This is a genomic window from Microbulbifer litoralis (assembly GCF_023634065.1).
Classification (GTDB): Bacteria; Pseudomonadota; Gammaproteobacteria; order Pseudomonadales; family Cellvibrionaceae; genus Microbulbifer; species Microbulbifer litoralis.
In genome coordinates, this window is record NZ_JALKCV010000016.1 from 24096 (window position 1) to 48390 (window position 24295).

The window sequence follows — 24295 nt, forward strand, 5'->3', positions numbered from 1 at the left end:
GAGGGGTTTGAGCCCCTCACAACACAACCAAGGCCTCAATACGGATTCAGCTCTTCCCAGGACAAGCGGCCCTCCTGCTTGCCTCCATCAATATCGCGACAGGTCGGCACACCATTGACAATATAAACGTACTGTCCCGGAGAGCAACCTATGCCCGGATTAGCTGGGTCACTGGGATCATCTGGATCATTAGGGTCATCTGGATCATCCGGATCAGTATCGCTGCCTCCCCCGCCACCCGGGGGGTTATAGATAAAGCTACCACTATCCAGAAGACCATTGTTATTTGCCCCATTGGAACCATCGGAACCGTCATCGGCATCATTCAGATCCTCGGCGCGCTCGCCGACATAACCCCGATCGGCATCGTCGATCTTGCCATCGTTATTGGCATCGAATACGGCAAAATCGGTAGGGGCCAGGCCGGTCAGGAAATCGACGCTCATCAGCCAACCACTGCCTCCGGAAGAGCAGATGGCAGTCACCGGAATAGCAGTATTGAAAAATACGACGGTATTCAACAGGTGGGGATCCACCACTACCCGCTCGCCACCGCGGAAGGTATCCGGGTCGTTCGCGGCGACACCTCCTCGATCCAGGGGGATCTCCCAACCGTATTTGTCCCCCCAGGGGATCGGATCCCCCTCCGTCTGCATCTTCCGTCCGTATTGATCCGGCTCAGCGAGATTCCGGGTTACCAGGTCACTGGAGGTCAGTGTTGCCGTACTGCCATCATCCCAGACACCATAAAAAGCGGTGCCATCAGCATCCTGCAGATCGTTGGTGTTCAGGTACTGGCCGCTACCGAAAAGCACCATCAGATTCGGATAACCACCACGAGGTTGGTCAAGGTTTCTACCTAGACGCGGCGCGGTGGTAATCGGCTCGCCATTGGTATCGAACAGCTTACGCCCGCTACCGGTATCCCTGCCCTTACAACTGCCATTGGTTTGCATGTCACAGAGATCGAAAGACCACATGTGCCCCTGCACGTCGCCCGCGTAGGCCCAATCCGCCAAACCATCGCCATCGACGTCCGCCAGGGAGGGGGTGGAAAGACCGTTTTTGTCTGTTTCAGTCCCTTCGCCCGTTCCCATTTTCTTGATTTCACCGGTATCAAAGTAGCGAATATAGAGTACAGCTTCGCCGTTGGCACTGTTATAGCCATTACCGTAAATCGCTGCCCAGCGGCCATTGTTCAACTGGGCAATACGGGGTCGGCTGAACGAGTAGCCCATATCGTCATCATCCCGGGCACTGTGCTCCCCTAGTACCGTTTCGCCGGCATCATTAAAATCATCGTCATCGGTAATATCAAGGAAAAAATACCCTTTGCCGCCCCCGCCCAGGCCGCCCGCCAACACTGTATGCCAGGCATCGTCAAAGTGGACATCCGCTACTGTCGGCGTCAGGTCCACATAGTAGCGGTGCTGGTAATCCTGACTGGCCAGGTAGTGAAGCCCTTCTGCGTTCTCATCGGTGACAATAACTTCCGGAATATACGCGAAGACTTCCCGTCCGGTCTCCGCATGAAAGCCATGCAGCATACCGTCGTTGGCCCCGACATAGACGACGGGCTCGCGATCGGTGTTCTCGACAAAATCGTCGTAACCGGCGAAGGCCTCCGTGTCCGGGTAATTCAGGGAGGGATCGCCGACATAGACAGGCGTCGAATGGACGATATCTCCCAGCGGGTTACTACGACGACGAAAGTCGCTATTGGAGTCGCCCTCGCGACTGCGATTCCCGCGGACGTAGTCCAACCGCGCACCGGCAAGATTATCATCCCTGGCTTCCGAGGTATTGCGGCGCAGATCCTCTTCCTGTCTCGTAACCGGAGTCTGGTTCAACAAGCGGGTTGCGGTGAAATGTGTACCCGCACCATTCTTGGCAGTGAGAATCACGCGACTGTTGTAACCCGGCAGCTGATCGCTCGCCTTCCATACGGAGTCGCCGATACTACCATCACTGTTCAGTTCCCGTGCTTCCAGTTCACCCGACCACTTATCGCTATTGAAGCTGGCCTGGTAAACCAGAGCACCATCCTTCAGAGATGTCGCATTAAATGAAGCCGCAGAGGAGGACCCCACCTTGGAGAAAATATCAGTAAGGATGGAACGGAATGCAGTCTGCAGGCTGTCACTATCAGATGCATACAAGAATTTTCCGCCCGCTTGTTCTGCAGAACTCTTCATCAGCGGGTTATCGGCCAGCGAGCCCTCAGCAAAGCCGACCATATAGGTAGATAAATTATTTTTTACCGCCACCCCGTTATTGGTAAGGTCAGGGCGCAAATCCATGTCATAAAGGGCGGTGGTAACATCATCCAGATAATCAGATGATCTACTATTTTCATACTGCTGATTAGGTTTCCGGTCATAGCTATTACAGTTGTCCCCGGCACTGCTACAGTCCCCGTCATAGTCTGCCATATAACCGCTTACATCCCTATCGTAAGTGGGCAGGCCGTCGGTAAGAGTCATCAGGAAACTCTTCTGACAATACTGCTGTACAACGTCTGGATTATTATCCTCTCCTCGGGAAAATTCCGGGTGGCGCCTAAAGATCTCATTAACACGACGATGCTGGGAATCCACACCGAAAGAATTGTCCGGGTGCAATTCCAACTCGCTAGTTTCAGGATATCCGTAAGTAAAATAGCGTCCTATGTCAGCAGTAGCTTCAGCGAGAGGAGTCCAGTCCTCGGCAGGAATCTGGCCAATTTTATATTTCACCGTCTCTTTCTGATTGTCTCCCAACGTTTCAAGGTTGTGTAGAATTTCTGCTCCAGATTCATAGTCAAAGCGGGCCAGCCCAACCCGCATACTTTCATCGGGTAGGCTATCGATCAGGTCCCGGGCAGCATCCTTCACTACACTCAGGCGGGTCGGTGAATTGCAGTGCCAACCATCGCACGGGAGACGTTCGTCCATGGAGCCGGACGAATCCAACAGAATCATCAGGTTCGGCTTGGCCCCTCCCTGGGTTGCCAAGGGTACATTGGAAATCGGCCCCGGCGCTGTCTCCGCACTAACCAGGGTAGAGAAGGTATAGCCGAAAGCGCCAAGAACAAACGCCAGACAGCGCAGGCGGGATTTCTTATATTCGATCATTGTTCGCGTCCTTACTGGAATCTTCTGCCGTGGTGTGTCACCACAACCCGCGAGGTATTCGCCATACCCTCACCGCGTACCGCAATACGAAAAACCTCAACTGGCGGAACCGGGGGCGTCCCGCCGTAACCGGCTCCAACACCGACATTATCCGGCTGCTGCAACTGCCCGACATGCTCAATGAAATAACTGGCAGTGTAAGATTTACCAGCAATATCGATCTGAACATCAGTAATATTGTTCTCCCAGGTGGCTTCCGCAAGAAGGTCCGCCGGGGCGTCGCCGGCGGTATACAAGCCCCCGTTACTGCCGGTAGCGTTAAAACTGGCAAAGGGGTCCGCCATACTGAGGCCATCGACAACCGATTCGGCATCCCGTAGCGCCGCTTCCGTCACTTGCAGGGCCAGTTGTGCATCACGGGAAGCAAACGTCATTTTCTCCTGGAGAATCACATTCCTTGCACCGGAGATACCCACTATCGTCAATAACAGCAGGATAATCATACATACCACCAGCACCGCACCGCGTTGACGCTCAAGCGAATATAGATTCATCAACGGGTCCCCCTGTTGCGCACTTTGGTCATGGAGACATACTGTTTACGCAGTCGGCCATCGTCCGTGGCATCATGCTCGCTATCTTCACCCAGCCGGGTATAGGAAAACCGGTCGGCCCCATTTCGTTCAGTGGAAGCCGCAACCAGTTGAACCCGGATAGCTGCAACCGCGCTGCTTTCATTGTCGTTGGCCGGCGGTCCGTCCCAGATATCCACGATACCGTCAACGCCTCCGGAATCCCGGCCGTACTGCACTTGCAGATCCTCGATACCCGGTACCAGCTCCATGGCATCATCGCCATCTTCCTGCATATACAGGCCCAATTCGTTATCAGCATCGCGGCTAATGAAATACCGCCGTACGTAGGGCCGATAGAGACGAGCCTCAGGTCCATAATCGGCCTGAAGGCTGTCCGACAACCGGACTTGCGTGGCACTGGCTGCAGCGACCGTTGAGATATCCCCATAGTCACAGTTGGCCACCATGGCAACATCATCAACTTCCAGAGGGCAGCTGCCCGCAATCTGCACTGTACTTGCATCGACATTGGCGACAATACGGCCGGTACCGCCACAGGCATCCACCGCGCCACGCACAGTCAGGATATCCGTGCCCGGCTCTACCGACTTGTTATCAATCTGTGGTTGGCTTCCATCGACCTGATCCACGCCGCTGACAAAATTGCTGTCAAATATCGCTGCAGCGCTGTTGGAGAGGCGTTGGGGCTCCAACACACAGCCCGTAAATGCCACATTGCGCAGCTCTTTCATCAGCATATCGGTCGCAATACGGCCGCTTTCCTGTATCTGGGAGAATCCCTGCTGTAGCCGGTGAGTACGCTGGTTGCCATCGAATACCTGTAGCACCCCTAGCAGCAGCAGCGATGCCAGCACAATCGCCACCATCAGTTCAATCAACGACAGGCCGCGCTGTAATCCAATCCTGTTCATGCTTCAGAGCTCCACATTCATCACCAGCGACGCCTCCTGCGAGCCGTTTCCGCTGCCCGCCAGGTTTTCGCCAGTATGCTTTTCTGTCCAGGTAATGGTGACGGTAGCCGTGTCCCCGCTCATCTCCACTTTGCCCTCGCCGCCGGGCAGGCTGCCGTCCAGCAACAGGCTCCACTGGTAGAGATCCATCTGCGCCAGTTGCGCGGCAGTGCAGCTCTGTTCACAACTGACTTCAGTGCGTGGTTCATCCACAGTGCCGTTGTAGTTTCCGCTGCGGGCAGTTTCCGGGTTGGCACGCATGCGTTCGGCGATATCGTAAGCCGCCACACTGGCCAGGTAGCTGCGGTTGGCATTGTTGCCGTTTTTCAGGCTCATCATCTGTGTCGCGCCGAGCCCCAGCAGGCCCACGGACATGACCAGCACCGTAATCATGATTTCGATCAGGGCCGCGCCGCGCTGTGATTGCAAGTACATGGCTCCTCTCCTCAGTCGCAGTCGAGGCTGCTGTTGCGCAGCACACCGCTGACCAGCAGATTGATGCTGCGACCCCGTTCGCCATTGCGCCCGTCGTTGCAGACCTGGATGGTGACTTCTTCGTCAATAAAGCCGTTGGGGCGGAAGTCGAAAGGCAGCTCGCCTTCGGTCATGTTCACGGAAGGACCACTACACGCCTCCGCTACCTGAAGTACGGTATCGTCACTGTCTTCAACCTGAATACCGCTACCGATTCCCCCATCCTCTTCCAGCTCTGTGATGGTAATTGGACTCTGGAGGCGCACCGCCTCACTGCGGGCGTACTCCAATACGCCCGCCAACTGGTCGGCACAGGAAACCCGTTGATTCCCTTCAATCAGATCCCGAAAGGAGGGTACCGCGATGGCTGAAATAATCGCCAGAATGGCGATGACGATCATCAGTTCCACCAGGGTAAAACCGGCGGAGTGACGGGGGGATATCATCACTTTTATTCTCCTGCTTTGACTGGCACATATATACCAGTCTGGGGAGATCATTAAAGTGACGAAGATGGCGGTTTGGCCGCTAGCCGACTAGCGGTCTATGGAGCGTGACAGACGGGCGGGTATTCGGGTACCGGCGCGGAGTGCCGGCCCGTCAACGAAGCTCCCTGGGCAGGGAAAAACGGATATTTTCCTCCCGCCCCAGCATTTCCTGAGGCAGCTCGGCACCCAGTTGCTGGAGCCTATCGATGACTTCCCGCACCAGCACCTCCGGCGCCGAGGCGCCGGCGGTGATACCGATTGAGCGGCTGCCCTCCAGCCAGGCCGGGTCGATATCGCCGGCGCCGTCAATCAGCTTTGCGGAGGCGCCGCAGCGCTCGGCCAACTCGCGCAGGCGGTTGGAATTGGAGCTGTTGGGGCTGCCGACCACCAATACCAGGTCGCACTCCAGCGCCAGTTGCCGCACTGCGTCCTGGCGGTTCTGGGTTGCGTAGCAGATATCGTCTTTGCGCGGACCGACAATATTCGGGAAGCGGGCACGAAGGGCGTCGATCACCCGGGCCGTGTCGTCCATGGACAAAGTGGTCTGGGTCACAAACGTCAGGTTGTTCTCGTCCTTGACCTGCAGCTCGGTCACGTCCTGTTCGTCTTCGACCAGGTAAATGGCTCCGCCGGCACTGGTGTCGTACTGCCCCATGGTGCCCTCCACCTCCGGATGCCCCTGGTGACCAATCAGGATGCACTCGCTGCCATCGGTGCTGAATTTGCTGACTTCCATATGCACCTTGGTAACCAGCGGGCAGGTGGCGTCAAAAACTCTCAGGCCGCGGTCCTCCGCCTCCTGCTGAACCGCCTTGGAGACACCGTGGGCACTGAAGATGACGATCACGTCGTCGGGCACTTCGTGCAGCTCGTCCACAAACACGGCGCCGCGCTCGCGCAGCCTGTCCACGACGAACTTGTTGTGGACCACCTCGTGGCGCACGTAGATGGGCGCACCGAAGACATCCAGTGCGCGGTTGACGATATCGATCGCGCGGTCGACACCAGCGCAGAAACCGCGGGGATTGGCGAGGCGGATAGCAGTCATTAGTTCACCGATGCCACTTCAATGATCTTCACTCGGAAATTCAGTGTCTGGCCGGCGAGCGGGTGGTTGAAGTCCACGGTAACCTCGTCGTCACCGATCTCGCGGATCACCCCCGGCAGCTCGCCGCCACCGTTGTCGAAAGAGACTACCAGACCCGGCTCCAGCTCGATATCCGGGGAGAAGTGGTCCCGGCGCACTGTCTGGATATTCTGCGGGTTGCGCTGGCCGAAGCCGGCTTCCGGCGAAATTTCTATCTCGGCCTCGTCGCCGGCCTGGAGCCCGAACAATGCCCTTTCGAAACCGGGCAGCAGGCTGCCATCGCCGACGCTGAACGTCGCCGGATCGCCCTCGAACGTGGATTCCACCTCGCTGCCGTCGTCCAGTTGCAGGCTGAAATGCAGGGTCACGCGGCTGTGTTCACCGATTACATTGTTGCTCATCTAGACTTCTGCGCTCTTCTTCGCATCATCGGCGTTTTTCCCGGCACCGTTTTTATCCGAGAAAAACAGCAGTTCTATCACCAGCATCGCGGCACCGACGCTGATCGCCATATCCGCCACATTGAACACCGGAAAACTCCAGCTGCCGTAGTAAACGGAAATAAAATCCCGCACATAACCGAGTGTCATACGGTCCCAGAGGTTGCCCAGCGCACCGCTCAGGATAAGGGCCAGGGCCAGCGGTTCCCAGCGCCTGGCCGCGGGCAGGCGCCACAGCCAGACGCTGACCATAACACTGAAACCCAGCGCCACGGCACCGAAAAACCAGCGCTGCCAGCCGCCGGCATCGGCCAGGAAGCTGAAGGCCGCGCCGTAATTTTCCGCGTAGGTAAATTGCAGCAGCCCGGGGATGATCTGCAGCGGCGGGCCATAGCGGAACTGTTCTACCGCCCAGACCTTGGTAACGATATCCAAGCCGATCATTACCAGCGCCAACAGGAACCAGCGCCAGGGATGGGCAAACAGTTTCAGCACGTTGCCGGCCCCGTTCCTAGGCATAGTGTCTCTCCTCACCCTGGCCGGAAATATTCTCTACGCAGCGGGAACAGATTTCCGGGTGCTCGGGATCGGCGCCGACGTCTTCGCGGTAGTGCCAGCAGCGCGCGCATTTGGGGTGGTCGACCTTGCGCACGTCCACTTTCAGGCCTTCCAGCTCGGTGGCGTGGGCGCCGGCGGCATCGCTGAGGCGCTGTACCGAAGTGGAGGAGCAGATCAGCACGAAACGCAGTTCGTCCTGCAGTTCGGACAGTTTCTCGCGCAGGTCGTCGTCCGCGTAGAGTGTCACCGCCGCCTGCAGGGAACCGCCGATATTGCCGGCGCCGCGCTGCGCCTCCAGCACCTTGTTGACCGCGGCTTTCACTTCCGCAATGGCCGCCCAGTAGTCGGCGCCCTTGTCGGCACCGGCGGGCAGTTTCGGCAGCGGGTACCATTCGGCGAGGAAGACACTCTCGTGGTGGCTCTCGAGGGAAGAGTGCCTGGGAATAAACTGCCACAGTTCCTCGGCGGTAAAGCTCAGGATCGGTGCAATCCAGCGCGCAAACGCCTGCACGATGTGGTAGAGCGCGGTCTGCGCCGAGCGGCGCGCGACACTGTCCTCCCTGGTGGTGTACTGGCGGTCCTTGATGATATCCAAGTAGAAACCGCCCATTTCCACCACACAGAAGTTGTGCAGCTTCTGGTAGATCTGGTGGAACTGGTAGTTGTCGTAGGCGGCGACGATTTCGTCCTGCAGGCGCGCGGCTTTATCGAGCGCCCAGCGATCCAACGCCAGCATCTCATCTTCCGGCAGCAGGTCTTTACCCGGATCGAAACCGGCCAGGTTGGACAGGAAGAAGCGCGCAGTGTTGCGCAGGCGGCGGTAGGAATCGGCGGTGCGCTTGAGGATTTCGTCGGAAACCGCCATCTCACCGCTGAAGTCGGTGGCCGCCACCCACAGGCGCAACACGTCGGCACCCAGCTTGTTGATCACATCCTGCGGCGCCACGGTATTGCCGATGGACTTGGACATCTTGCGGCCCTGGGCGTCGACGGTGAAGCCGTGGGTCAGTACCTGCCTGTAGGGCGCGCGGTCGTTGATGGCAATGGAGGTCTTCAGCGAGGACTGGAACCAGCCGCGGTGCTGGTCGGAGCCCTCCAGGTACAGGTCCGCCGGCGAGCGCAGGCCGTCGCGGCGCTCCAGCACCGCGTAGTGGGTGACGCCGGAATCGAACCATACGTCTAAAGTGTCGGTCACTTTCTGGTAATGATCGGCGTCATCGCCCAGCAGTTCGCACGGGTCCAGGTCGAACCAGACATCCATGCCGCCGGCATCGATTTTCTCGGCCACCTTTTCCATCAGCTCGGGCGTGTCCGGATGAATTTCGTGAGTCTCCTTGTGCACGAACAGCGCGATGGGTACGCCCCAGGTGCGCTGGCGGGAGATACACCAGTCCGGACTGGCATCCAGCATGGCATCGATGCGCGCCTTGCCCCAGCTGGGAATCCAGCGCACGTCATCGGCGGCCTTCTGCGCGTGGTCCAGCAGGTCGTTCTGCTGCATGCTGATAAACCACTGCGGCGTCGCGCGATAGATCAGCGGCGTCTTGGTGCGCCAGCAGTGCGGATAACTGTGCACCAGCTTGTCCTTGTGCAGCAGTACGCCCTTCTCTGCCAGCAGTTCGACGATCTTGTCGTCGACTTTGTAGACATGCTCGCCGGCAAAGATCGGCACGCTATCGCGGAAAACGCCGTTGTCGTCGACATAGTTGAGCGTGTCGATGCCGTAGTGTTTTCCAACCAGGAAGTCGTCCGGGCCGTGGTCCGGCGCCGTGTGCACACAACCGGTACCGGCGTCGGTGGTGACATGGTCGCCGAGCACGATCGGCAGTTCCTTGTCGTAGAAGGGATGGTGGATCTTCAGATGTTCCAGCGCCGCGCCGCGGATGCGGCCGACCACTTCACCTTCCAGGCCGGCACGCTCGAGTACCGCGTCTTTCAGCGCCTCGGCCAGCAGGATGCGGCTGTCGCCCGTCTGCACGACCACGTATTCCAGCTCGGCATTGATCGATACCGCCTGCGAGGACGGCAGCGTCCAGGGCGTGGTGGTCCAGATCACCACCGACAGCGGGCCGTCACCGGCATGGCCGCCGGCGGCATCGGCAATGGCCAGCGCCGTCTCCTCGGTGACCGGGTAGAGAACGTCGATGGAGAAAGAGGTCTTGTCCTGGTACTCCACTTCCGCCTCGGCCAGCGCCGAGCCGCCCACCACGCTCCAGTAGACCGGCTTGAAACCGCGCGCCAGGTGGCCGTTTTTCACGATGCGGCCGAGGGCGCGCACAATATCGCCCTCGAACTGGAAGTCCATGGTGCGGTAGGGGTTGTCCCACTCGCCGAATACCCCCAGGCGAATGAAGTCTTTCTTCTGCCCCTCCACCTGTTTGGCGGCATAGTCGCGACACTTCTGGCGGAAGGTCTTGTGGTCCACCTTGACGCCGGCCTTGCCGATTTTCTTTTCCACCCGGTGCTCGATGGGCAGACCGTGACAGTCCCAACCGGGCACGTAGGGTGCGTCGAAGCCGCTCAGGGTCTTCGACTTGACGATGATGTCCTTGAGGATCTTGTTGACCGAGTGGCCGATATGGATATCGCCGTTGGCGTAGGGCGGGCCATCGTGCAGGATAAACTGCTCGCGCCCGGCGCGGGCCGCGCGAATTTTCTCGTACAGCTTGCCCTGCTGCCATTGCTGCAGTGTCTTTGGTTCCCGCTGCGGCAGGTTGCCGCGCATGGGGAAATCGGTGTGGGGCAGATTCAGCGTCGCTTTGTAATCGGTCATTGGGTGTCTGCTTGGATCCAGTGTTTCTGATGGGCACGCTGCGCTTTGCCCATCCTACAGGTTGTGCGGCTGGTTACCGCTTCCGCGCGAACCAGACTTTGGCGTCCTCGATATCCTGGGCGATGCGCGCTTTCAGGATCTCCAGGGAATCGAATTTCTCTTCATCGCGCAGCTTGTGGCAGAACTCCACCGCCAGCTCGCGGCCGTAGAGATCGCCGCTGAAATCGAACAGGTTGACCTCCAGCAGCGGCTGCGCGCCCTCGCCCTCCACGGTGGGGCGGAAGCCCACATTGGCGACGCCGTCGATCACCTGGCGGCCGGGCGCCAGTTCGCTGCCATCGGTGGCCCGGGTGCGCACCGTGTACACGCCCACCAGCGGCGAGCGATAGCGATGCAGGCGCACATTGGCCGTCGGCGCACCCAGTTGGCGGCCCAGCGCGCGCCCCGGAGCCACGCGGCCGGTGATGCGGTAGGGCTTGCCCAGCAGCGCCGCCGCCAGCTCGAAGTCGCCCGCTTCCAGCGCGGCGCGAATGCGCGTGCTGCTGACCCGCTCGCCGTCAATTTCCACCGTCGCGGTGTCCTCGACAGTAAAGCCGGCCCCGGCGCCAATCTTCTGCAACAGACGGTAATCGCCGCTGCGGTCGCAGCCGAAGCGAAAATCGTCGCCCACCACCAGGTGGCGGATCGCCAGGCCGTCGACCAGCACCTCCCGGACAAACGCCTCGGCGCCGAGGCTGCGAAGCCTGTCGTTGAACTGCAGGCACAGCACCCGGTCCACACCGGCCTCGAACAGCGACAGCACCTTCTCCTTGAAGCGCATCAACCGCGCCGGCGCCTTTTCGCCGGAAAAGAACTCGTGGGGCTGGGGCTCGAAGACGATGACCACCGAGGGGACACCCTGTTCGGCGGCCCGCTGTCTCAACTGCGCAATGATCGCCCGGTGGCCGAGGTGGACACCGTCGAACGAGCCGATGGTGGCCACGCAGTCGCGGTGGCGGGGACGCAGGTTGTGCAACCCGCGGATCAGTTCGCGCTCAGGGGCCAAGGCGGTCCTTCCCATCCTCACAAAATCGAGCGGCGCAGTATAGCGGAATAGTGGTTGGCGGTCAGCGGGAGATACTTGGGATTCGGGGCTCGGAGCCCGGAAAAGAATACCTGCGCAGGGAGCCTTCGCTGACTCGGCTTACTGGCAGCCGGTGGGCTCGGGGCTCACAGGATCGCGAAATGGGCGCGCTGCGCTTTGCCCATCCTACGAAGTCGCGCGGAAATGACGGGGCCGGAGGCCCGAGGCCAGCAGCACCAGCCCATAGACGGCGCCGCCACCGGCCACCATCGCCCCCATGCGCCAGGCCCGCTGCCACCAGGACCAGTCGCTCCACTCCGGCCACAGGTACAGGCCGCCGAACAGCAGTGCCACCATGGCCGCATTGGCCGCCAGCAGCCGCAGCAGATAGGCGCCCCAGCCGGCCTCCGGGCGGTAGACATCATCGCGGCGCAGGCCGCGGTACAGCAGCCAGGCGTTGATCGCGGCCTGGCAGGCGGTGGCCAGCGCCAGGCCCATATGGCCCAGGCGGAAGTAGTGGTGCAACGGAATCACGAACGCCAGGCTCAGTACCATCTTGGCCGCGATCGCGATCAGGCCGAAGCGCACCGGCGTGTAGGTGTCCTGGCGGGCGAAATAGCCCGGCGCCAGTACCTTGATCAACATGAAAGCCAGCAGCCCCAGCGAATAGGCCCGCAGCGACCAGGCCGCCATTTCCATATCCCGCGGCTCCATGGCGCCGTACTGGAACAGCGTCGTCAGCAGCGGCTCCGCCAATACCAGCAGCGCCACCGCCGCTGGCAGCGAAATCAGCGTCACGCTGCGCAGCGCCCAGTCCAGCGTGTGGCGGAAACAGCGCGGATCGCCGCCGGCATGCTGGCGCGACAGGTTGGGCAGGATCACTGTCCCAACCGCCACGCCGAACACCCCCAGCGGCAGCTCGGTCAGCCGGTCGGAGAAATAGAGCCAGGAGACACTGCCGGTGGGCAGAAAGGATGCCAGCACCGTGTCCAGCACCAGGCTGATCTGGGTGACGGAGACACCGAAAATGGCCGGCGCCATCAGTCGCAGAATCTTGCGCACGCCCGGGTAGCTCCAGTCCCAGCGCGGCCGCGGCAGCAACCCCTGGCGCGCCAGGAAGGGGATCTGGAACAGCAGTTGCACCACGCCGGCTGCGAGCACCCCCCAGGCCAGCCCCATGATCGGTGGCTCGAACCAGTCGGTCGCGATGACCGCCGCGGCAATCAGCATCAGGTTCAACAGCACCGGCGTCAGCGCCGGCACCGCGAAGCGGTCGAAACTGTTCAGGACCGCGCCGGCAAAACCGGTCAGCGAGATCAGCATCAGGTAGGGGAAGGTGATGCGCAGCATTTCCGTGGCCAGGTCGAACTTCTCCCGCTCGCTGCCGTCCCACCACCAGCCGAATGCGAAAATTCCCGCCACCAGCGGCGCGCACAGCACACCGACCAGGGTCACCAGCAACAGGGTCCCGCCCAGGGCGCCGACGACACGGTCATTGAGTTCCCGCGCAGCGGCGATACCACCATTCTGCCGATATTCCGCCAACACCGGCACAAACGCCTGGGCGAAGGCGCCCTCGGCAAACAGGCGGCGGAAAAAGTTGGGAATCTTGAAAGCCACAAAAAAGGCGTCGGCGGCGTCGCCGGCACCGGCAAAACGGGCTAAAACCATATCCCGGGCCAGGCCCATGACTCTCGAGAGCATGGTCGCGCCGCCGACCACGGAACTGCCCCGCAGCAGGCCGGCGGCGCCGGATTTTTCAAGGGGGGATTCCTGGCTGGGGGACGGTGACGACAAGACGGCGGCTCCCGGGTGTGATTTCGCGGATCGATGGCCGGCAAGTCTACCGCAAATCGTGGCGCCGCACGGCGGCAATCGGCCTACCGGTGAAAGTGCCGGAAACTATACTCAAGGTGAGCTTGAGGCGCGCCGCAATGGACTGACGGCGTAAGGAGATGACGGATGACCATCAACGCACTGATTATCGCTCTGGCGCTGGCAATACTGCTCTATGTCGCAGTAGCGCTCGGCCCCCGCCCCAAACGGGTGCGGGTGCGCATCGACGCCCCCCGCGACGGCCGCTACCGCCGCCGTCGCTAGTGGGCCGCTTGTAAAGTTCGGTAACAAAGGAGCACAGCCAAATCGTTCAGGTCAAGGCGAGAAAGCGCTGGAATAGTAGCGTTATTTCAAGCTTTCTCAACGCAGAGCTGGACGATTTGGCGAAGCGAACTGTTACCTGACTTTGCGAGCGGCCCACTAAACTGCAGCGCAACTGCCATTTTTCGCCATAATTGCGCTGCAATTTGCCCCCGGGGCGCCACGCCAGTGCCCCCTTGCGGTTGTTCAATGACTCTCGACCGGGCCGGAAACGCCACAACGGCACAGGCCCCAACCGAGAGACAAAACCGCAAGGAGAAGGACTGTGAAAAAAGTACTGATGGCTGTGACCCTGGGTTCCCTGGTTGCCTCCGGCGTCCAGGCCAACGAACAAAACGAGTTTCGCGGATCGAAACTGACACCGGCCAAGCAGGCCACCGTATTCACCGGCGCCGCCGTCGCGGGCGCCGCAGTGGGCGGGCCGGTCGGATTCATCGCCGGAGCCCTCGGCGGAGCCTGGCTGGGCGAGCAGATTGAACAAGCAGAAGAGGCAGATATGCTGGCATCACAACTGACCGACAGCCGCACGGAACTCAACGACCTGGCCCGGCAACTGGACGCGGCGCGCCTGTCGGCCAACGACGCCAACGAGCTGGCCCTCAACTCGCTGCAATTCCAGCTGCTGTTCACCACCGGCGACGATCAGTTGCAGGACGGTCAGCTGCACCAGGTGGCCACCCTGGCCGATTTTCTCAAGCGTCACCCGCAACTGCAGGTTGAACTGGAAGGCCGCGCCGATCCCCGCGGCAGCGACGGCTACAACAATGTGCTGTCCGACCAGCGCGCCCTGAGTGTGCAGCGCGCCCTGGAGAACTGCGGCATCGATCCCGCGCGTATCAGCCGCCGCGCCCTGGGGGCAAGCAAATCCCAAGCCCCGCGCGGTGATGTGGATGCCTACGCCATGGAGCGCCGGGTGGATATCCACTTCAACCTGCCCGAGTCCATGGCCGGCACTTTCTGAATCGGGACCCGGGACTCGGGACTCGGGACTCGGGACTCGCAGGATCGGACTGCAAATCCGACCACCCAGACACCCTCCCGTGCAAAACCCTGTTGTACTTGCTGTATTTCGCGGGCACCGCAAATGCCCGCTTTTTTGGTTTATCCGCCCATTTGAGGCATGATTCAGCGCCAGCACACTCGTATAAAAATCACCCGGATCGCGCCATGCCAGCCACCATCGCCATCGTCGAGGATGAAATCGCCATCGCCGAAAACTACCGCGACGCCCTGCGCCGCAGCGGCTACACGGTCAACCTCTACAGCTCGCGCCCCACGGCCCTGGAGGCCTTCCAGCAGCGACTACCGGACCTGGCAGTCATCGATGTGGGCCTCGGTGCCGAGGTGGAGGGCGGCTTCGAACTGTGCCGCGAGCTGCGCGCCATGGCGCCGAGCCTGCCAATCCTGTTCCTGACCGCGCGCGACTCGGAGCTGGATATCATTTCCGGCCTGCGCCTGGGCGCGGACGACTACCTGACCAAGGATATCTCCCTGCCGCACATGCAGGCGCGCATCAATGCCCTGCTGCGCCGGGTCAGCGTGCTGAAAGACCAGAGCGGGGACTCGGAAACCCTGACCCAGGGTGACCTGGACCTGGATATCTCCCGCCTGCACTGCCACTGGCGCGGTGAACATGTCGACCTGACGGTGACCGAATTCTGGATAGTGCACGCGCTGGCCAAGCGCCCCGGCCACGTAAAATCCCGCAGCCAACTGATGGAAGCGGCGCGCGTGGTGCTGGACGACAACACCATCACCTCCCACGTAAAGCGTATCCGGCGCAAGTTCCAGGCACTGGACGGCGATTTCAATGCAATCGGCACGGCCTACGGGATGGGGTACCGGTGGCAGGTTTAGTGGAAACGGGACCCGGAACTCGGGACTCGGGACTCGATGTAGGCGGAGTCTCTGCCCATCGAAAAATGCCCTGCTTCTTCCATGATGGCGTCCTACCCCGGAGTCACCCGCTTTATGTGACTTGTCAACAGCGTGGTTCCGAGTCCCGTGCCCCGAGTCCCGAGTCCCGGCAGTTCCCATGAAACTGCGCCGCCAACTGCTTTTCGTCAGCCTCGTCGCCCTGGCCCTGCCCTGGGCCGGCTGCCAGTACCTGCGGCAGGTGGACAACGCCCTGGCACAGGGACAGATGCAGGCCCTGGAAGCCACAGCCAGTGCCGTGGCGGCGCGGCTGGCCAGTGCGCCGGAGTTGATCGCCCCGGACCCCGAGCGCCTGGGCCGTCCCACAGGCGCCCAGCTGTATCTCAACCCACTGCCGCGGGCGCCGCAGCTGAACGGCTACGGCGACGAGTGGCGCAGCTGGAAGCTGCAACCCAGGTCGCTCGCCGACGACAGCGGCGAGACGCTGGGCCGGATTACCCTGGGCCGGCGCGGCGAGCAACTCTACCTGCTGCTGACCGTGGCGGATCGCACTCCCGCCTACCAGGATCCGCGCACCGGCCTGCTGGCCAGTGGCGACACCGTCGAACTCTATACCGGCCACCGCCGCTATACCCTGCCGGTGGCCAGCCAGGGCAACGCCCGCGCCCACTGGTACGACGCCCGCCGCGGCAAATACCAGCGCGAATTGCGCCTGCGCGGTCGCTGGACCACCGCCCCGGACGGCTACCAGCTGGAGCTGGCGCTGCCCTACTCCCTGACCGGCGGCGAACTGGCCGTGAACATCCTCGACCGGCAGTTCAGCGACGGCGGCGACCCGGTCCGCAGCGCCGGCACCCTGCCCCTGGACGGCCGCCCCGGCAGGCTGGTGCAACCGCTGCCGGCGCTACAGGCGGAACTGGAGCACTTCGCGCGCCCGCACCTGCGCCTGGCGGTGGTCGACAAGGAGGGCTTTCCGATTGCCAGCAGCGGCCGGATAGACGCGGAGCCGATCGAAAACCCCGCTGACGACCCCTGGCTGCGCAACTGGATCTACCGCCGCCTGCTGGAGCGCCGGGCGCTGCCGCCGATGCCCGAGCGGGGGCTGCCGGAGGTGATGACCGCGCCCGCGGCAATTCCGGAGTACCGCGCCACCGTGGAACAGTGGTTCCGCACGCCGCTGGCGGGCCGCGTCGGCGCCGTCAGTGTGCCGGTCATTACCCGCGCGGACGACATCATCGAGCGGCCGCTGCTTGGGCGTGTGATCGCCCTGCAGTCCGGCGAGGCCCTGCAGTCCCTGACCGAATCCGCCGCCCACCGGCTGTGGCTGGTGAGCTGCGCCGCCGCCGGCATCGCCCTGCTGCTGTTGCTCGGCTACGCCAGTTGGCTGTCCTGGCGCATCCGCCGCCTGCACCGGGCGGCGCGCAACGCGGTGGACGCCAGCGGCAAACTGCGCGGCAATTTCCCGCACTCGCGCAGCGGCGACGAACTCGGCGCCCTGAATCGCGCCTTCGCCAGCCTGCTGGCGGAACTGGACCAGTACCACCACTACCTGCGCACCCTGGCCGGCAAACTGTCCCACGAGCTGCGCACGCCGCTGGCGGTGGTGCGCTCGTCGCTGGACAACCTGGCGGCCGGCGACCTGGACGAACACAACCGCCGCTACGCCGAGCGGGCCATGGAGGGCAGCGCACGGCTATCGGGCATCCTCAACAGCCTGTCCGCCGCCAGCCACCTGGAGGCCAGCATCCAGAATGCGGAGAGGGAAGACTTCGACCTGGCGGACCTGCTGGAAGTGCTGGTGCAGAGCTACAGTGACGCGCAGCCGGATCACCGCTTCGCACTGGACAAGCCCCGGGGCGAACTGCCGCTCCACGGCGCGCCGGAGTTGCTGGCACAGCTGCTGGACAAGCTGGTGGATAACGCCTGCAGCTTCGCGCCGGCGGGCAGCGAGATACGGCTGGCGGTGGTTGGCGGGGAAAACCGCTACCGGATCTCGGTCGAGAACGACGGGCCACGGTTGCCGGAGGGCTACGCCCACAAGCTGTTCGACTCACTGGTTTCGGTACGGGACGACGGCGGCAGGGCCGGGCACCTGGGGCTCGGACTGCATATCGCGCGATTGATTGCCGATTTCCACCGCGGCCGGCTGCATGCGGCCAACCGGGACGATGGTTCGGGAGTAATATTCACCCTGGAGCTCCCGAGAAAGATGTAGGGTGCGCCGTGCACACCTTTCCCCGGCCCGGTGCGCACGGCGCGCCCTACCCGAGCCCCGAGTCCCGAGTCCCGAGTCCCGCCATGGTTGACAAACGATCAACCGTAGCGATAATGTCGCGTCCCGATCGGGCCCCGGCCCGTTAGTTACAGATTTACTGAGATTCCAACAGGAGCAACCGGTGGCCAACACACCTCAAGCGAAGAAGCGCGCGCGCCAGAACGACAAGCGCCGCATCCACAACGCCAGCCTGCGCTCCATGGTGCGTACCTACATCAAGAAGGTAGTTGCGGCCATCGATGCAGGTGATGCGGAAAAAGCCAAGACAGCCTACACGGCAGCCGTTCCGGTCATCGACCGCATGGCGGACAAGGGCATTATTCACAAGAATAAGGCCGCCCGTCACAAGAGCCGCCTGAACGCGCAGATCAAGGCGCTGGCTGCCTGAGCGTTACCATGCCAGCAGACGTATACGGAAAGCCCCGCAATTGCGGGGCTTTTTCGTTCCCGGCCCGGAGTGCTGCTCAGTCGCGCAGGTTGACACCCCCGTCATCCAGCTTCTGCGGGCGCTGCCAGTAGCTGAACTGTGGTGTCCAGTCCCCCTCGCCGAGTCCGGCCAACCCCAACAGACTCCACATCGAACAGTAGATATCCCCGGGCCCGAACACGCAGCTGTTCTTGCGGAAGATGGTATCGCCCTCGCGCTCGTAGACCACGGCACCGGGCATATTGCCCTCGCCGGGCAGCACCGACTGCTCGCGGATATAGTCGCCACCGCCGTGAGAGGCCAGGCGGAAGCGCCAGTTGCGGCTGTTGGCAAACTGGCGCTGCACATCCGGCGCATCTTTCGAGACCAGCACCACCGACATGGCCGCCTCCAGATGCGGCAGCAGGCCGTTGAAACCGTCCGCCCACAGGGTGCAGTAGCGACAGCCCTGCCCCATATTGTGAATCAGCAGCAAGCGCTGGTGGTCGGCGAACAGGTCCAGCAGCGGGACCTCGCCATCCAGGGTGTTGAAGGTGTAGTTTTGCACCGAATCGCCGCGGTGTTTCCGGCGCAATGCATTCAGCTTTTTGATCAGTTCGTTAATCTGCTGTTCTGTCTGCTGTATCTCGTCCATGGCAGGCCCGCCCGATGATGAATTCCCGGGGCAAAAGACTAAACCAGGGCCGCCCGCGGACAGGGTTTTCCGGCGCCAATATTTGCCGGCAGATCAAGCCGGGGACTATTTGACGGCCACCTCTGCCCCGGCCTTTTCCTCTTGCCGGGAATAACGCTCGAGAAACTGTTCGTACTGGGGCAACAGCTCTTTCGACCATCGCAGCTGCTGCCACATGATCGCCTCGGAAATATCCACTGCAGTGGCCGCCTTGCCCGGCGACACAAAGGCCTCCGAATAGACAAAACCCTGAATCTGGCCATTCAGTTGGTCGAAGCGCCGATTTGCCTTGTACAACGCAAAGGCTTCCTGCAACAGGTTCGGATCGACCGAATTCGCCAGGGCACTGCGGGACAGGTACTCCCAGGACGAGGCGCTCAGCTCGACCACCCAGTAGCCATGGAACTGCCCCATCAGATCCTTCAGGCTCCTGTCTGCGGGCAGCTCCTCGCGCAGTTTACGCAGCTTCGATATGCGCCGCCCGACCACCTCCCGGGTATTGCGCAGTTCCTGCGCGTTCTGCGCCACCTCCTGAACCAGTCGCGACGTAGCCCCCCGCGCGGCCCGCTCCGCGGCGATATCCTCGCGGATATTGTTCAGCACCAGGGCGGCCAGCACACCGATCAACACCACCAGGGTATCCACCAGCAGCCTGCGCCACTCACCCGTGAGAAAATCCAGACTCATACCGCCTCCGTATTGCAAAGCTCTTGCGGAGCATGCCCCGGCCGCGCCCACCTATCGGGGACACTGTTCACTACAACAGAATCAGGTTATCGCGGTGGATCAGCTCGTCGTCGTCCCGGTAGCCGAGCAGTTCGACAAAGCGCTCCGATGACTGCCCCAGCACCCGGGCGGTTTCGCTGCTGTCGTAGTTGGCCAACCCGCGGGCGACCTCCTCGCCGGCCGCATTGCAGCAGGATACCAGCTCGCCGCGGTGGAAGCGGCCGTCCACTTCGGTTACACCGACCGCCAGCAGGCTCTTGCCCAGGTCCCGCAGTGCCCGCTCGGCACCGGCATCCAGGGTCAGGCGTCCGCGCACCTGCAACTGGCCCGCCAGCCAGCGCTTGCGCGCCGCCAGCGGATCCGCCTCCGGCAGCAACAGCGTACCCAGCGGCTCGCCGGCACAGATCCGCGTGATGACATCCTCGCGGGCGCCGCCGGCGATGGCGGTACAGGCGCCGGAGCGGGCCGCCAACTGTGCAGCGCGCACCTTGGTGCTCATGCCGCCGCGGCCGAGGCCACTGCGGGAGCCGCCGGCCATGGCCAGCAGGGACGGGTTGATGGCCGAGGCCTCGCCCACCAGTTCGGCATCGGGGTTGTCGCGGGGATCCTGGGTGAAGAGACCGTCGGCATCGGTCAGGATCAGCAGTGCATCCGCCTCCACCAGGTTGGCTACCAGCGCCGCCAGGGTGTCGTTGTCGCCAAAGCGGATCTCGTCGGTGACCACGGTGTCGTTCTCGTTGACGATCGGCAGGGCGCCGAGGGACAGCAGCGTGCGCAGGGTGCTGCGCGCATTCAGGTAGCGGGTGCGGTTGGAGAGATCGTCGTGGTCCAGCAGTATCTGCGCGGTACGGCAGTCGAACTGGCTGAACGCGTGTTCGTAGACCTGCACCAGGTGGCTCTGGCCGACGGCGGCGGCCGCCTGCAGCTGGTGCAGGGATTCGGGGCGGCGGCGCCAGCCGAGGCGATCCATGCCGGCGGCGACAGCACCGGAGGAGACCAGGATCACCTCGATGCCGCGCGCGCGCAGGGCGGCAATCTGTTCCACCCAGTTGAAAATGGCGGCGCGGTTGACCCCGCGGCCGTTGTCGGTCAGCAGGGCACTGCCGATTTTGATAACCCAGCGTTTGGCGCTGGCGAGCTGCTGGCGAGACGATGCGGAGTCCAATTTCCCCCTCCCCGACCTCTCTCACAGGGGAAGAGAGGTGTTGATCCCCTCCCCGCGAGCGGCAGAGGGGAATGCGATGAATCAGTGACGATATTCTACATCGACGTCATAGTCATCGTCGTCCCAGTCATCGTCATCCTCCTCATCAGGGGCGCGCTTCCGGCCGCGCTGGGCGTCGCGCAATTCGCCGATACGCTCGCGGGCCTCGCGCTGCATCTGACGCTGGGCTTCCAGTTCCGCCTCGGCCAGCGCCGGATCTGCGGCCTCCTCCTCTTTGCGCTCCTCGAGGTAGTCCATCAGGCGCCCGGCCAGCACATCGGTACCCTCGCCGCGGATGGCGGCCACGCGGAACACCGGCCCCTGCCAGCCCAGCGCCTCGACGACGGCGTTGCAACGCTCTTCCAGCGCATCCGCCGGCACCAGGTCGGTCTTGTTCAGCACCAGCCAACGCTCGCGCCCGGCCAGGGTGGGGCTGAAAGCGGCCAGTTCGCGCTCGATGGCGCGGGCATTGTCCGCTGCATCGGTGCCGTCGAAGGGCGCCAGGTCCACCAGGTGCAACAGCACGCGGCAGCGGGTCAGGTGCTTGAGGAAACGGATGCCCAGGCCGGCCCCCTCGGCGGCACCCTCGATCAGGCCGGGGATATCGGCGATCACGAAACTGCGGTGCTTCTGCACCTGCACAACACCCAGGTTGGGCACCATGGTGGTAAACGGGTAGTTGGCAACCTTGGGCCTGGCCGCCGACACGGCGCGGATAAAGGTGGATTTGCCGGCGTTGGGCAACCCCAGCATGCCGACGTCGGCGAGCACTTTCAGCTCCAGCTTGAGACTGCGCTCGTCGCCGGGCGTGCCGTTGGTGGTCTGGCGCGGCGCGCGGTTGACGCTGGATTTGAAACGGGTGTTGCCGAGGCCGTGCCAGCCGCCCTGGGCCACCAGCAGGCGCTGGCCGGCCTCGGTCATATCGCCGAGGGTCTCACCGGTGTCGACATCGATCACGGTGGTGCCCACCGGCACTTTCAGCACCAGGTCCTCGCCCTTGGCACCGGTACAGTTGCGGCCGCGGCCCTGTTCGCCGCTCTCGGCCCGGTAGCGGGGCTGGTAGCGGTAGTCCACCAGGGTATTCAGGGACTCGTCGGCCTCCAGGTAGACGGAACCGCCGTCGCCGCCGTCGCCGCCGTCCGGACCGCCCTTCTCGACAAACTTCTCCCGGCGGAAGCTCAGGCAACCGTTGCCGCCCTTGCCGGCCTGCACGTGAATGGGGGCTTCGTCTACGAATTTCATGATAGTTCCAGGGTTGTGCGCGGCGATGGGCCGCTCCTACAGCGGGGCCCGAGTCCCGAGCCCCCGAATTTCCAGCATATACAAAAAGCCCCGCACTGGGCGGGGCTTTTGTGAGGCCTGGGCTCAGAACCGCTTAAGCTGTTTCGATGGAAACATACTTGCGGTTGTTGGGGCCCTTCACCTCGAACTTCACAACGCCGTCCGCGGTGGCGAACAGGGTGTGGTCCTTGCCCATGCCAACGTTGACACCGGCGTGGAACCTGGTGCCGCGCTGACGCACGATGATGTTGCCTGCCACTGCAGACTGGCCGCCAAAGCGCTTCACGCCCAGGCGTTTACTCTCGGAATCGCGCCCGTTGCGCGTACTACCGCCAGCTTTCTTGTGTGCCATGAGTCGTTACTCCTCTTGCTTATGCCTTGATGCCAGTGATTTTAACTTCGGTGTACCACTGACGGTGGCCCTGACGGGACATGGAGTGCTTGCGGCGGCGGAACTTGATGATTCTCACCTTCTCGCCACGCGCGTGGTTGACCACCTCGGCAGTCACTTTAGCGCCGTCTACCACCGGGGCACCGATGTTGATCTTGTCGCCGTCGACGACCATCAGCACCTTGTCAAAATCGATGGATTCGCCAGTGGCGACTTCCAGCTTCTCCAGGCGAAGCACTTCGCCCTCTTCCACGCGGTGCTGCTTGCCACCGCTCTCAATTACAGCGTACATATCTCTATGCTCCGAGATGGACGACACGAAGCAGCGGGAGGACGCCGGGGTACCGGTGAGTCACTGCTCCGCATTTCGGGAGCTTGCGCCGTGTAGTTGATAAATCGATCCGCCGACGGGTTTCCCGACACTGGGAGCCGGTCAAAGCGGGGCGCAGATTCTAATCAATTCGCCGGCTTGATACAATAGCGCGCCCTCGCCGGCCGGACACCGCCGGACCGGCCCCCAGCAAGTAGTATAAGGAACCCTCGAATGCTGCCTTTCCACCGGGTTGCGGCCGACGACTTTGCCGCAGTCAACCAGCGGATCATTGATCAATTGCACTCGGATGTTCCACTGGTGGAGAACATCGGCCACTACCTGGTCGAGGCCGGTGGCAAACGCCTGCGGCCGCTATTGGTGCTGCTGTGCACCCGCGCGGCGGGCTACGGCGGCCGCGACCATATCGACCTGGCAACCATCATCGAGTTCATCCACACCGCCACCCTGCTGCACGACGATGTGGTGGACACCTCCGATATGCGCCGCGGGCGCATCACTGCCAACGCCAAGTGGGGCAACGCACCGGCGGTGCTGGTGGGCGATTTCCTCTATTCCCGCGCCTTCCAGATGATGGTGGCCCTGCGCGATATGGACATCATGTCGATCCTGTCCGAGACCACCAACACCATTGCCGAGGGCGAGGTGCAGCAGTTGGTCAATGCCGGAGACCCGGAGGTCAGCGAGGACAATTACTTCAAGGTGATCCACAAGAAGACCGGCGCCCTGTTCGAGGCCGCCTGCGAGACAGCGGCGGTACTGGCGGGCTGCACCGGCGAACAGCGCGATGCACTGAAGCTCTATGGCCGCAGCCTCGGCCTGGCCTTCCAACTGGTGGACGACGCACTGGACTACCGCGGCAATTCCGAGGAACTGGGCAAGAATGTGGGTGACGACCTGGCCGAGGGCAAACCCACCCTGCCGCTGATCTACACCATGGCCAATGGCACCGAGGCCCAGGCCGCACTGGTGCGCGAGGCCATCGAGCAACGCAGCGCGGACAAACTGGGCGAAATCGTCGCGGCCATCGAGGCATGCGGCGCGCTGGAATACACCATGGAGCGGGCGCGGGTGGCGGTGGACGACGCCTGGAATCAGCTGGCCGTGCTGCCGGACAGTGAACAGAAGACGGCGCTGCAGCAGTTGGCGAGTTTTGCGGTGGAACGGACGGTCTGAGGCCGGGCTCCACCGGCTGAAGACGTAGGGGCGGACCTTGTGTTCGCCCTTTTTGGTCTGGACCCCGGTGTGGTGCTCGTTAGCCAGTTCGGTGGCGGCGCTGCTACCGATAGCGGTTTGCCAGACACGCGGTGAATACGTCCCTGTACGCTCTAATCGACATCCCTGTCTCATAAGGTCTGCCAAACCGCTATCGGTATCAGCGCCTTCGCATCGACATTGGAGTTCTATTTGACT

At 62.4% G+C, this 24295-nt stretch carries 24 protein-coding genes; 6 read left to right on the forward strand and 18 right to left on the reverse strand.

Annotated features, from left to right (window positions below; translation table 11 throughout):
- Window positions 1-35: 35 nt before the first annotated feature.
- The 11 genes from MWN76_RS18445 to murJ all read right to left on the reverse strand — a co-directional run bounded on the left by MWN76_RS18445 (window position 36) and on the right by murJ (window position 13339).
- Window positions 36-3113 carry a PilC/PilY family type IV pilus protein gene (locus tag MWN76_RS18445; RefSeq protein ID WP_250464205.1) on the reverse strand — a complete coding sequence of 1026 codons (3078 nt, stop codon included), beginning with the start codon at window positions 3111-3113 and terminating at the stop codon, window positions 36-38.
- 11 nt (window positions 3114-3124) lie between these two features.
- A complete protein-coding gene (locus MWN76_RS18450; RefSeq protein ID WP_284500707.1) occupies window positions 3125-3667 on the reverse strand; it encodes a pilus assembly PilX family protein in 543 nt (180 codons plus the stop codon).
- Complete coding sequence (locus MWN76_RS18455; RefSeq protein ID WP_250464210.1) at window positions 3667-4620, reverse strand: PilW family protein; 954 nt, start codon at window positions 4618-4620, stop codon at window positions 3667-3669. The genes MWN76_RS18450 and MWN76_RS18455 overlap by 1 nt, the downstream gene beginning before the upstream one ends.
- A gap of 3 nt (window positions 4621-4623) precedes the next feature.
- Window positions 4624-5094: a type IV pilus modification protein PilV gene (gene pilV, locus MWN76_RS18460; RefSeq protein ID WP_250464211.1), complete on the reverse strand. Its 471-nt coding sequence runs from the start codon at window positions 5092-5094 to the stop codon at window positions 4624-4626.
- Between the two features lie 11 nt (window positions 5095-5105).
- A complete protein-coding gene (locus tag MWN76_RS21075) occupies window positions 5106-5579 on the reverse strand; it encodes a GspH/FimT family pseudopilin (protein WP_284500725.1) in 474 nt (157 codons plus the stop codon).
- Between the two features lie 154 nt (window positions 5580-5733).
- On the reverse strand, window positions 5734-6669 hold the full coding sequence (gene ispH / locus MWN76_RS18475) for a 4-hydroxy-3-methylbut-2-enyl diphosphate reductase (protein WP_250464213.1): 936 nt from the start codon (window positions 6667-6669) through the stop codon (window positions 5734-5736).
- Window positions 6669-7109 (reverse strand): FKBP-type peptidyl-prolyl cis-trans isomerase, encoded by a 441-nt coding sequence (gene fkpB, locus MWN76_RS18480; protein WP_250464214.1) that lies wholly within the window; start codon window positions 7107-7109, stop codon window positions 6669-6671. The genes ispH and fkpB overlap by 1 nt, the downstream gene beginning before the upstream one ends.
- Window positions 7110-7667 (reverse strand): signal peptidase II, encoded by a 558-nt coding sequence (lspA, locus tag MWN76_RS18485; RefSeq protein WP_250464216.1) that lies wholly within the window; start codon window positions 7665-7667, stop codon window positions 7110-7112. It lies immediately after the preceding gene.
- Window positions 7660-10479 carry an isoleucine--tRNA ligase gene (ileS, locus tag MWN76_RS18490; RefSeq protein WP_250464217.1) on the reverse strand — a complete coding sequence of 940 codons (2820 nt, stop codon included), beginning with the start codon at window positions 10477-10479 and terminating at the stop codon, window positions 7660-7662. The genes lspA and ileS overlap by 8 nt, the downstream gene beginning before the upstream one ends.
- A 73-nt stretch (window positions 10480-10552) precedes the next feature.
- Complete coding sequence (ribF, locus tag MWN76_RS18495) at window positions 10553-11524, reverse strand: bifunctional riboflavin kinase/FAD synthetase (protein WP_250464219.1); 972 nt, start codon at window positions 11522-11524, stop codon at window positions 10553-10555.
- A gap of 204 nt (window positions 11525-11728) precedes the next feature.
- Complete coding sequence (gene murJ / locus MWN76_RS18500) at window positions 11729-13339, reverse strand: murein biosynthesis integral membrane protein MurJ (protein ID WP_284500709.1); 1611 nt, start codon at window positions 13337-13339, stop codon at window positions 11729-11731.
- Between the two features lie 165 nt (window positions 13340-13504).
- Between murJ and MWN76_RS18505 the strand changes: the two genes are divergently transcribed.
- Window positions 13505-13642, forward strand: a complete 138-nt coding sequence (locus MWN76_RS18505) for a hypothetical protein (RefSeq protein WP_250464221.1) — start codon at window positions 13505-13507, stop codon at window positions 13640-13642.
- A 46-nt stretch (window positions 13643-13688) separates the two neighbouring features.
- Here the strand turns inward: MWN76_RS18505 and MWN76_RS18510 are convergent, their stop codons facing one another.
- On the reverse strand, window positions 13689-13889 hold the full coding sequence (locus MWN76_RS18510) for a hypothetical protein (RefSeq protein WP_250464223.1): 201 nt from the start codon (window positions 13887-13889) through the stop codon (window positions 13689-13691).
- A 75-nt stretch (window positions 13890-13964) separates the two neighbouring features.
- Between MWN76_RS18510 and MWN76_RS18515 the strand changes: the two genes are divergently transcribed.
- The 4 genes from MWN76_RS18515 (at window position 13965) to rpsT (ending at window position 18237) form a co-directional block, all read left to right on the forward strand.
- Window positions 13965-14660 (forward strand): OmpA family protein, encoded by a 696-nt coding sequence (locus MWN76_RS18515; protein WP_250464225.1) that lies wholly within the window; start codon window positions 13965-13967, stop codon window positions 14658-14660.
- Between the two features lie 206 nt (window positions 14661-14866).
- Window positions 14867-15556, forward strand: a complete 690-nt coding sequence (gene pdsR, locus MWN76_RS18520) for a proteobacterial dedicated sortase system response regulator (protein ID WP_250464227.1) — start codon at window positions 14867-14869, stop codon at window positions 15554-15556.
- Window positions 15557-15734: 178 nt separating this feature from the next.
- Window positions 15735-17789, forward strand: coding sequence for an ATP-binding protein (locus tag MWN76_RS18525; RefSeq protein ID WP_250464229.1), 2055 nt, complete (start codon window positions 15735-15737; stop codon window positions 17787-17789).
- Window positions 17790-17970: 181 nt separating this feature from the next.
- A complete protein-coding gene (rpsT, locus tag MWN76_RS18530) occupies window positions 17971-18237 on the forward strand; it encodes a 30S ribosomal protein S20 (RefSeq protein WP_250464231.1) in 267 nt (88 codons plus the stop codon).
- A 76-nt stretch (window positions 18238-18313) separates the two neighbouring features.
- Here rpsT and MWN76_RS18535 read toward each other — a convergent pair whose 3' ends face one another.
- The 6 genes from MWN76_RS18535 to rplU all read right to left on the reverse strand — a co-directional run bounded on the left by MWN76_RS18535 (window position 18314) and on the right by rplU (window position 22843).
- On the reverse strand, window positions 18314-18910 hold the full coding sequence (locus MWN76_RS18535; RefSeq protein ID WP_250464233.1) for a DUF899 family protein: 597 nt from the start codon (window positions 18908-18910) through the stop codon (window positions 18314-18316).
- Between the two features lie 105 nt (window positions 18911-19015).
- Window positions 19016-19636 carry a hypothetical protein gene (locus MWN76_RS18540; RefSeq protein WP_250464235.1) on the reverse strand — a complete coding sequence of 207 codons (621 nt, stop codon included), beginning with the start codon at window positions 19634-19636 and terminating at the stop codon, window positions 19016-19018.
- A 70-nt stretch (window positions 19637-19706) separates the two neighbouring features.
- The gene (gene proB / locus MWN76_RS18545; RefSeq protein WP_250464237.1) at window positions 19707-20840 is read right to left on the reverse strand and encodes a glutamate 5-kinase; all 1134 of its coding nucleotides are present in this window, start codon (window positions 20838-20840) and stop codon (window positions 19707-19709) included.
- 81 nt (window positions 20841-20921) lie between these two features.
- Complete coding sequence (gene cgtA / locus MWN76_RS18550) at window positions 20922-22121, reverse strand: Obg family GTPase CgtA (RefSeq protein WP_250464239.1); 1200 nt, start codon at window positions 22119-22121, stop codon at window positions 20922-20924.
- A gap of 133 nt (window positions 22122-22254) precedes the next feature.
- Window positions 22255-22512 carry a 50S ribosomal protein L27 gene (rpmA, locus tag MWN76_RS18555; protein WP_250464241.1) on the reverse strand — a complete coding sequence of 86 codons (258 nt, stop codon included), beginning with the start codon at window positions 22510-22512 and terminating at the stop codon, window positions 22255-22257.
- Between the two features lie 19 nt (window positions 22513-22531).
- Window positions 22532-22843, reverse strand: coding sequence for a 50S ribosomal protein L21 (rplU, locus tag MWN76_RS18560; RefSeq protein ID WP_250464243.1), 312 nt, complete (start codon window positions 22841-22843; stop codon window positions 22532-22534).
- 252 nt (window positions 22844-23095) lie between these two features.
- Between rplU and ispB the strand changes: the two genes are divergently transcribed.
- Window positions 23096-24058, forward strand: a complete 963-nt coding sequence (ispB, locus tag MWN76_RS18565; RefSeq protein ID WP_250464245.1) for an octaprenyl diphosphate synthase — start codon at window positions 23096-23098, stop codon at window positions 24056-24058.
- Window positions 24059-24295: the final 237 nt, after the last annotated feature.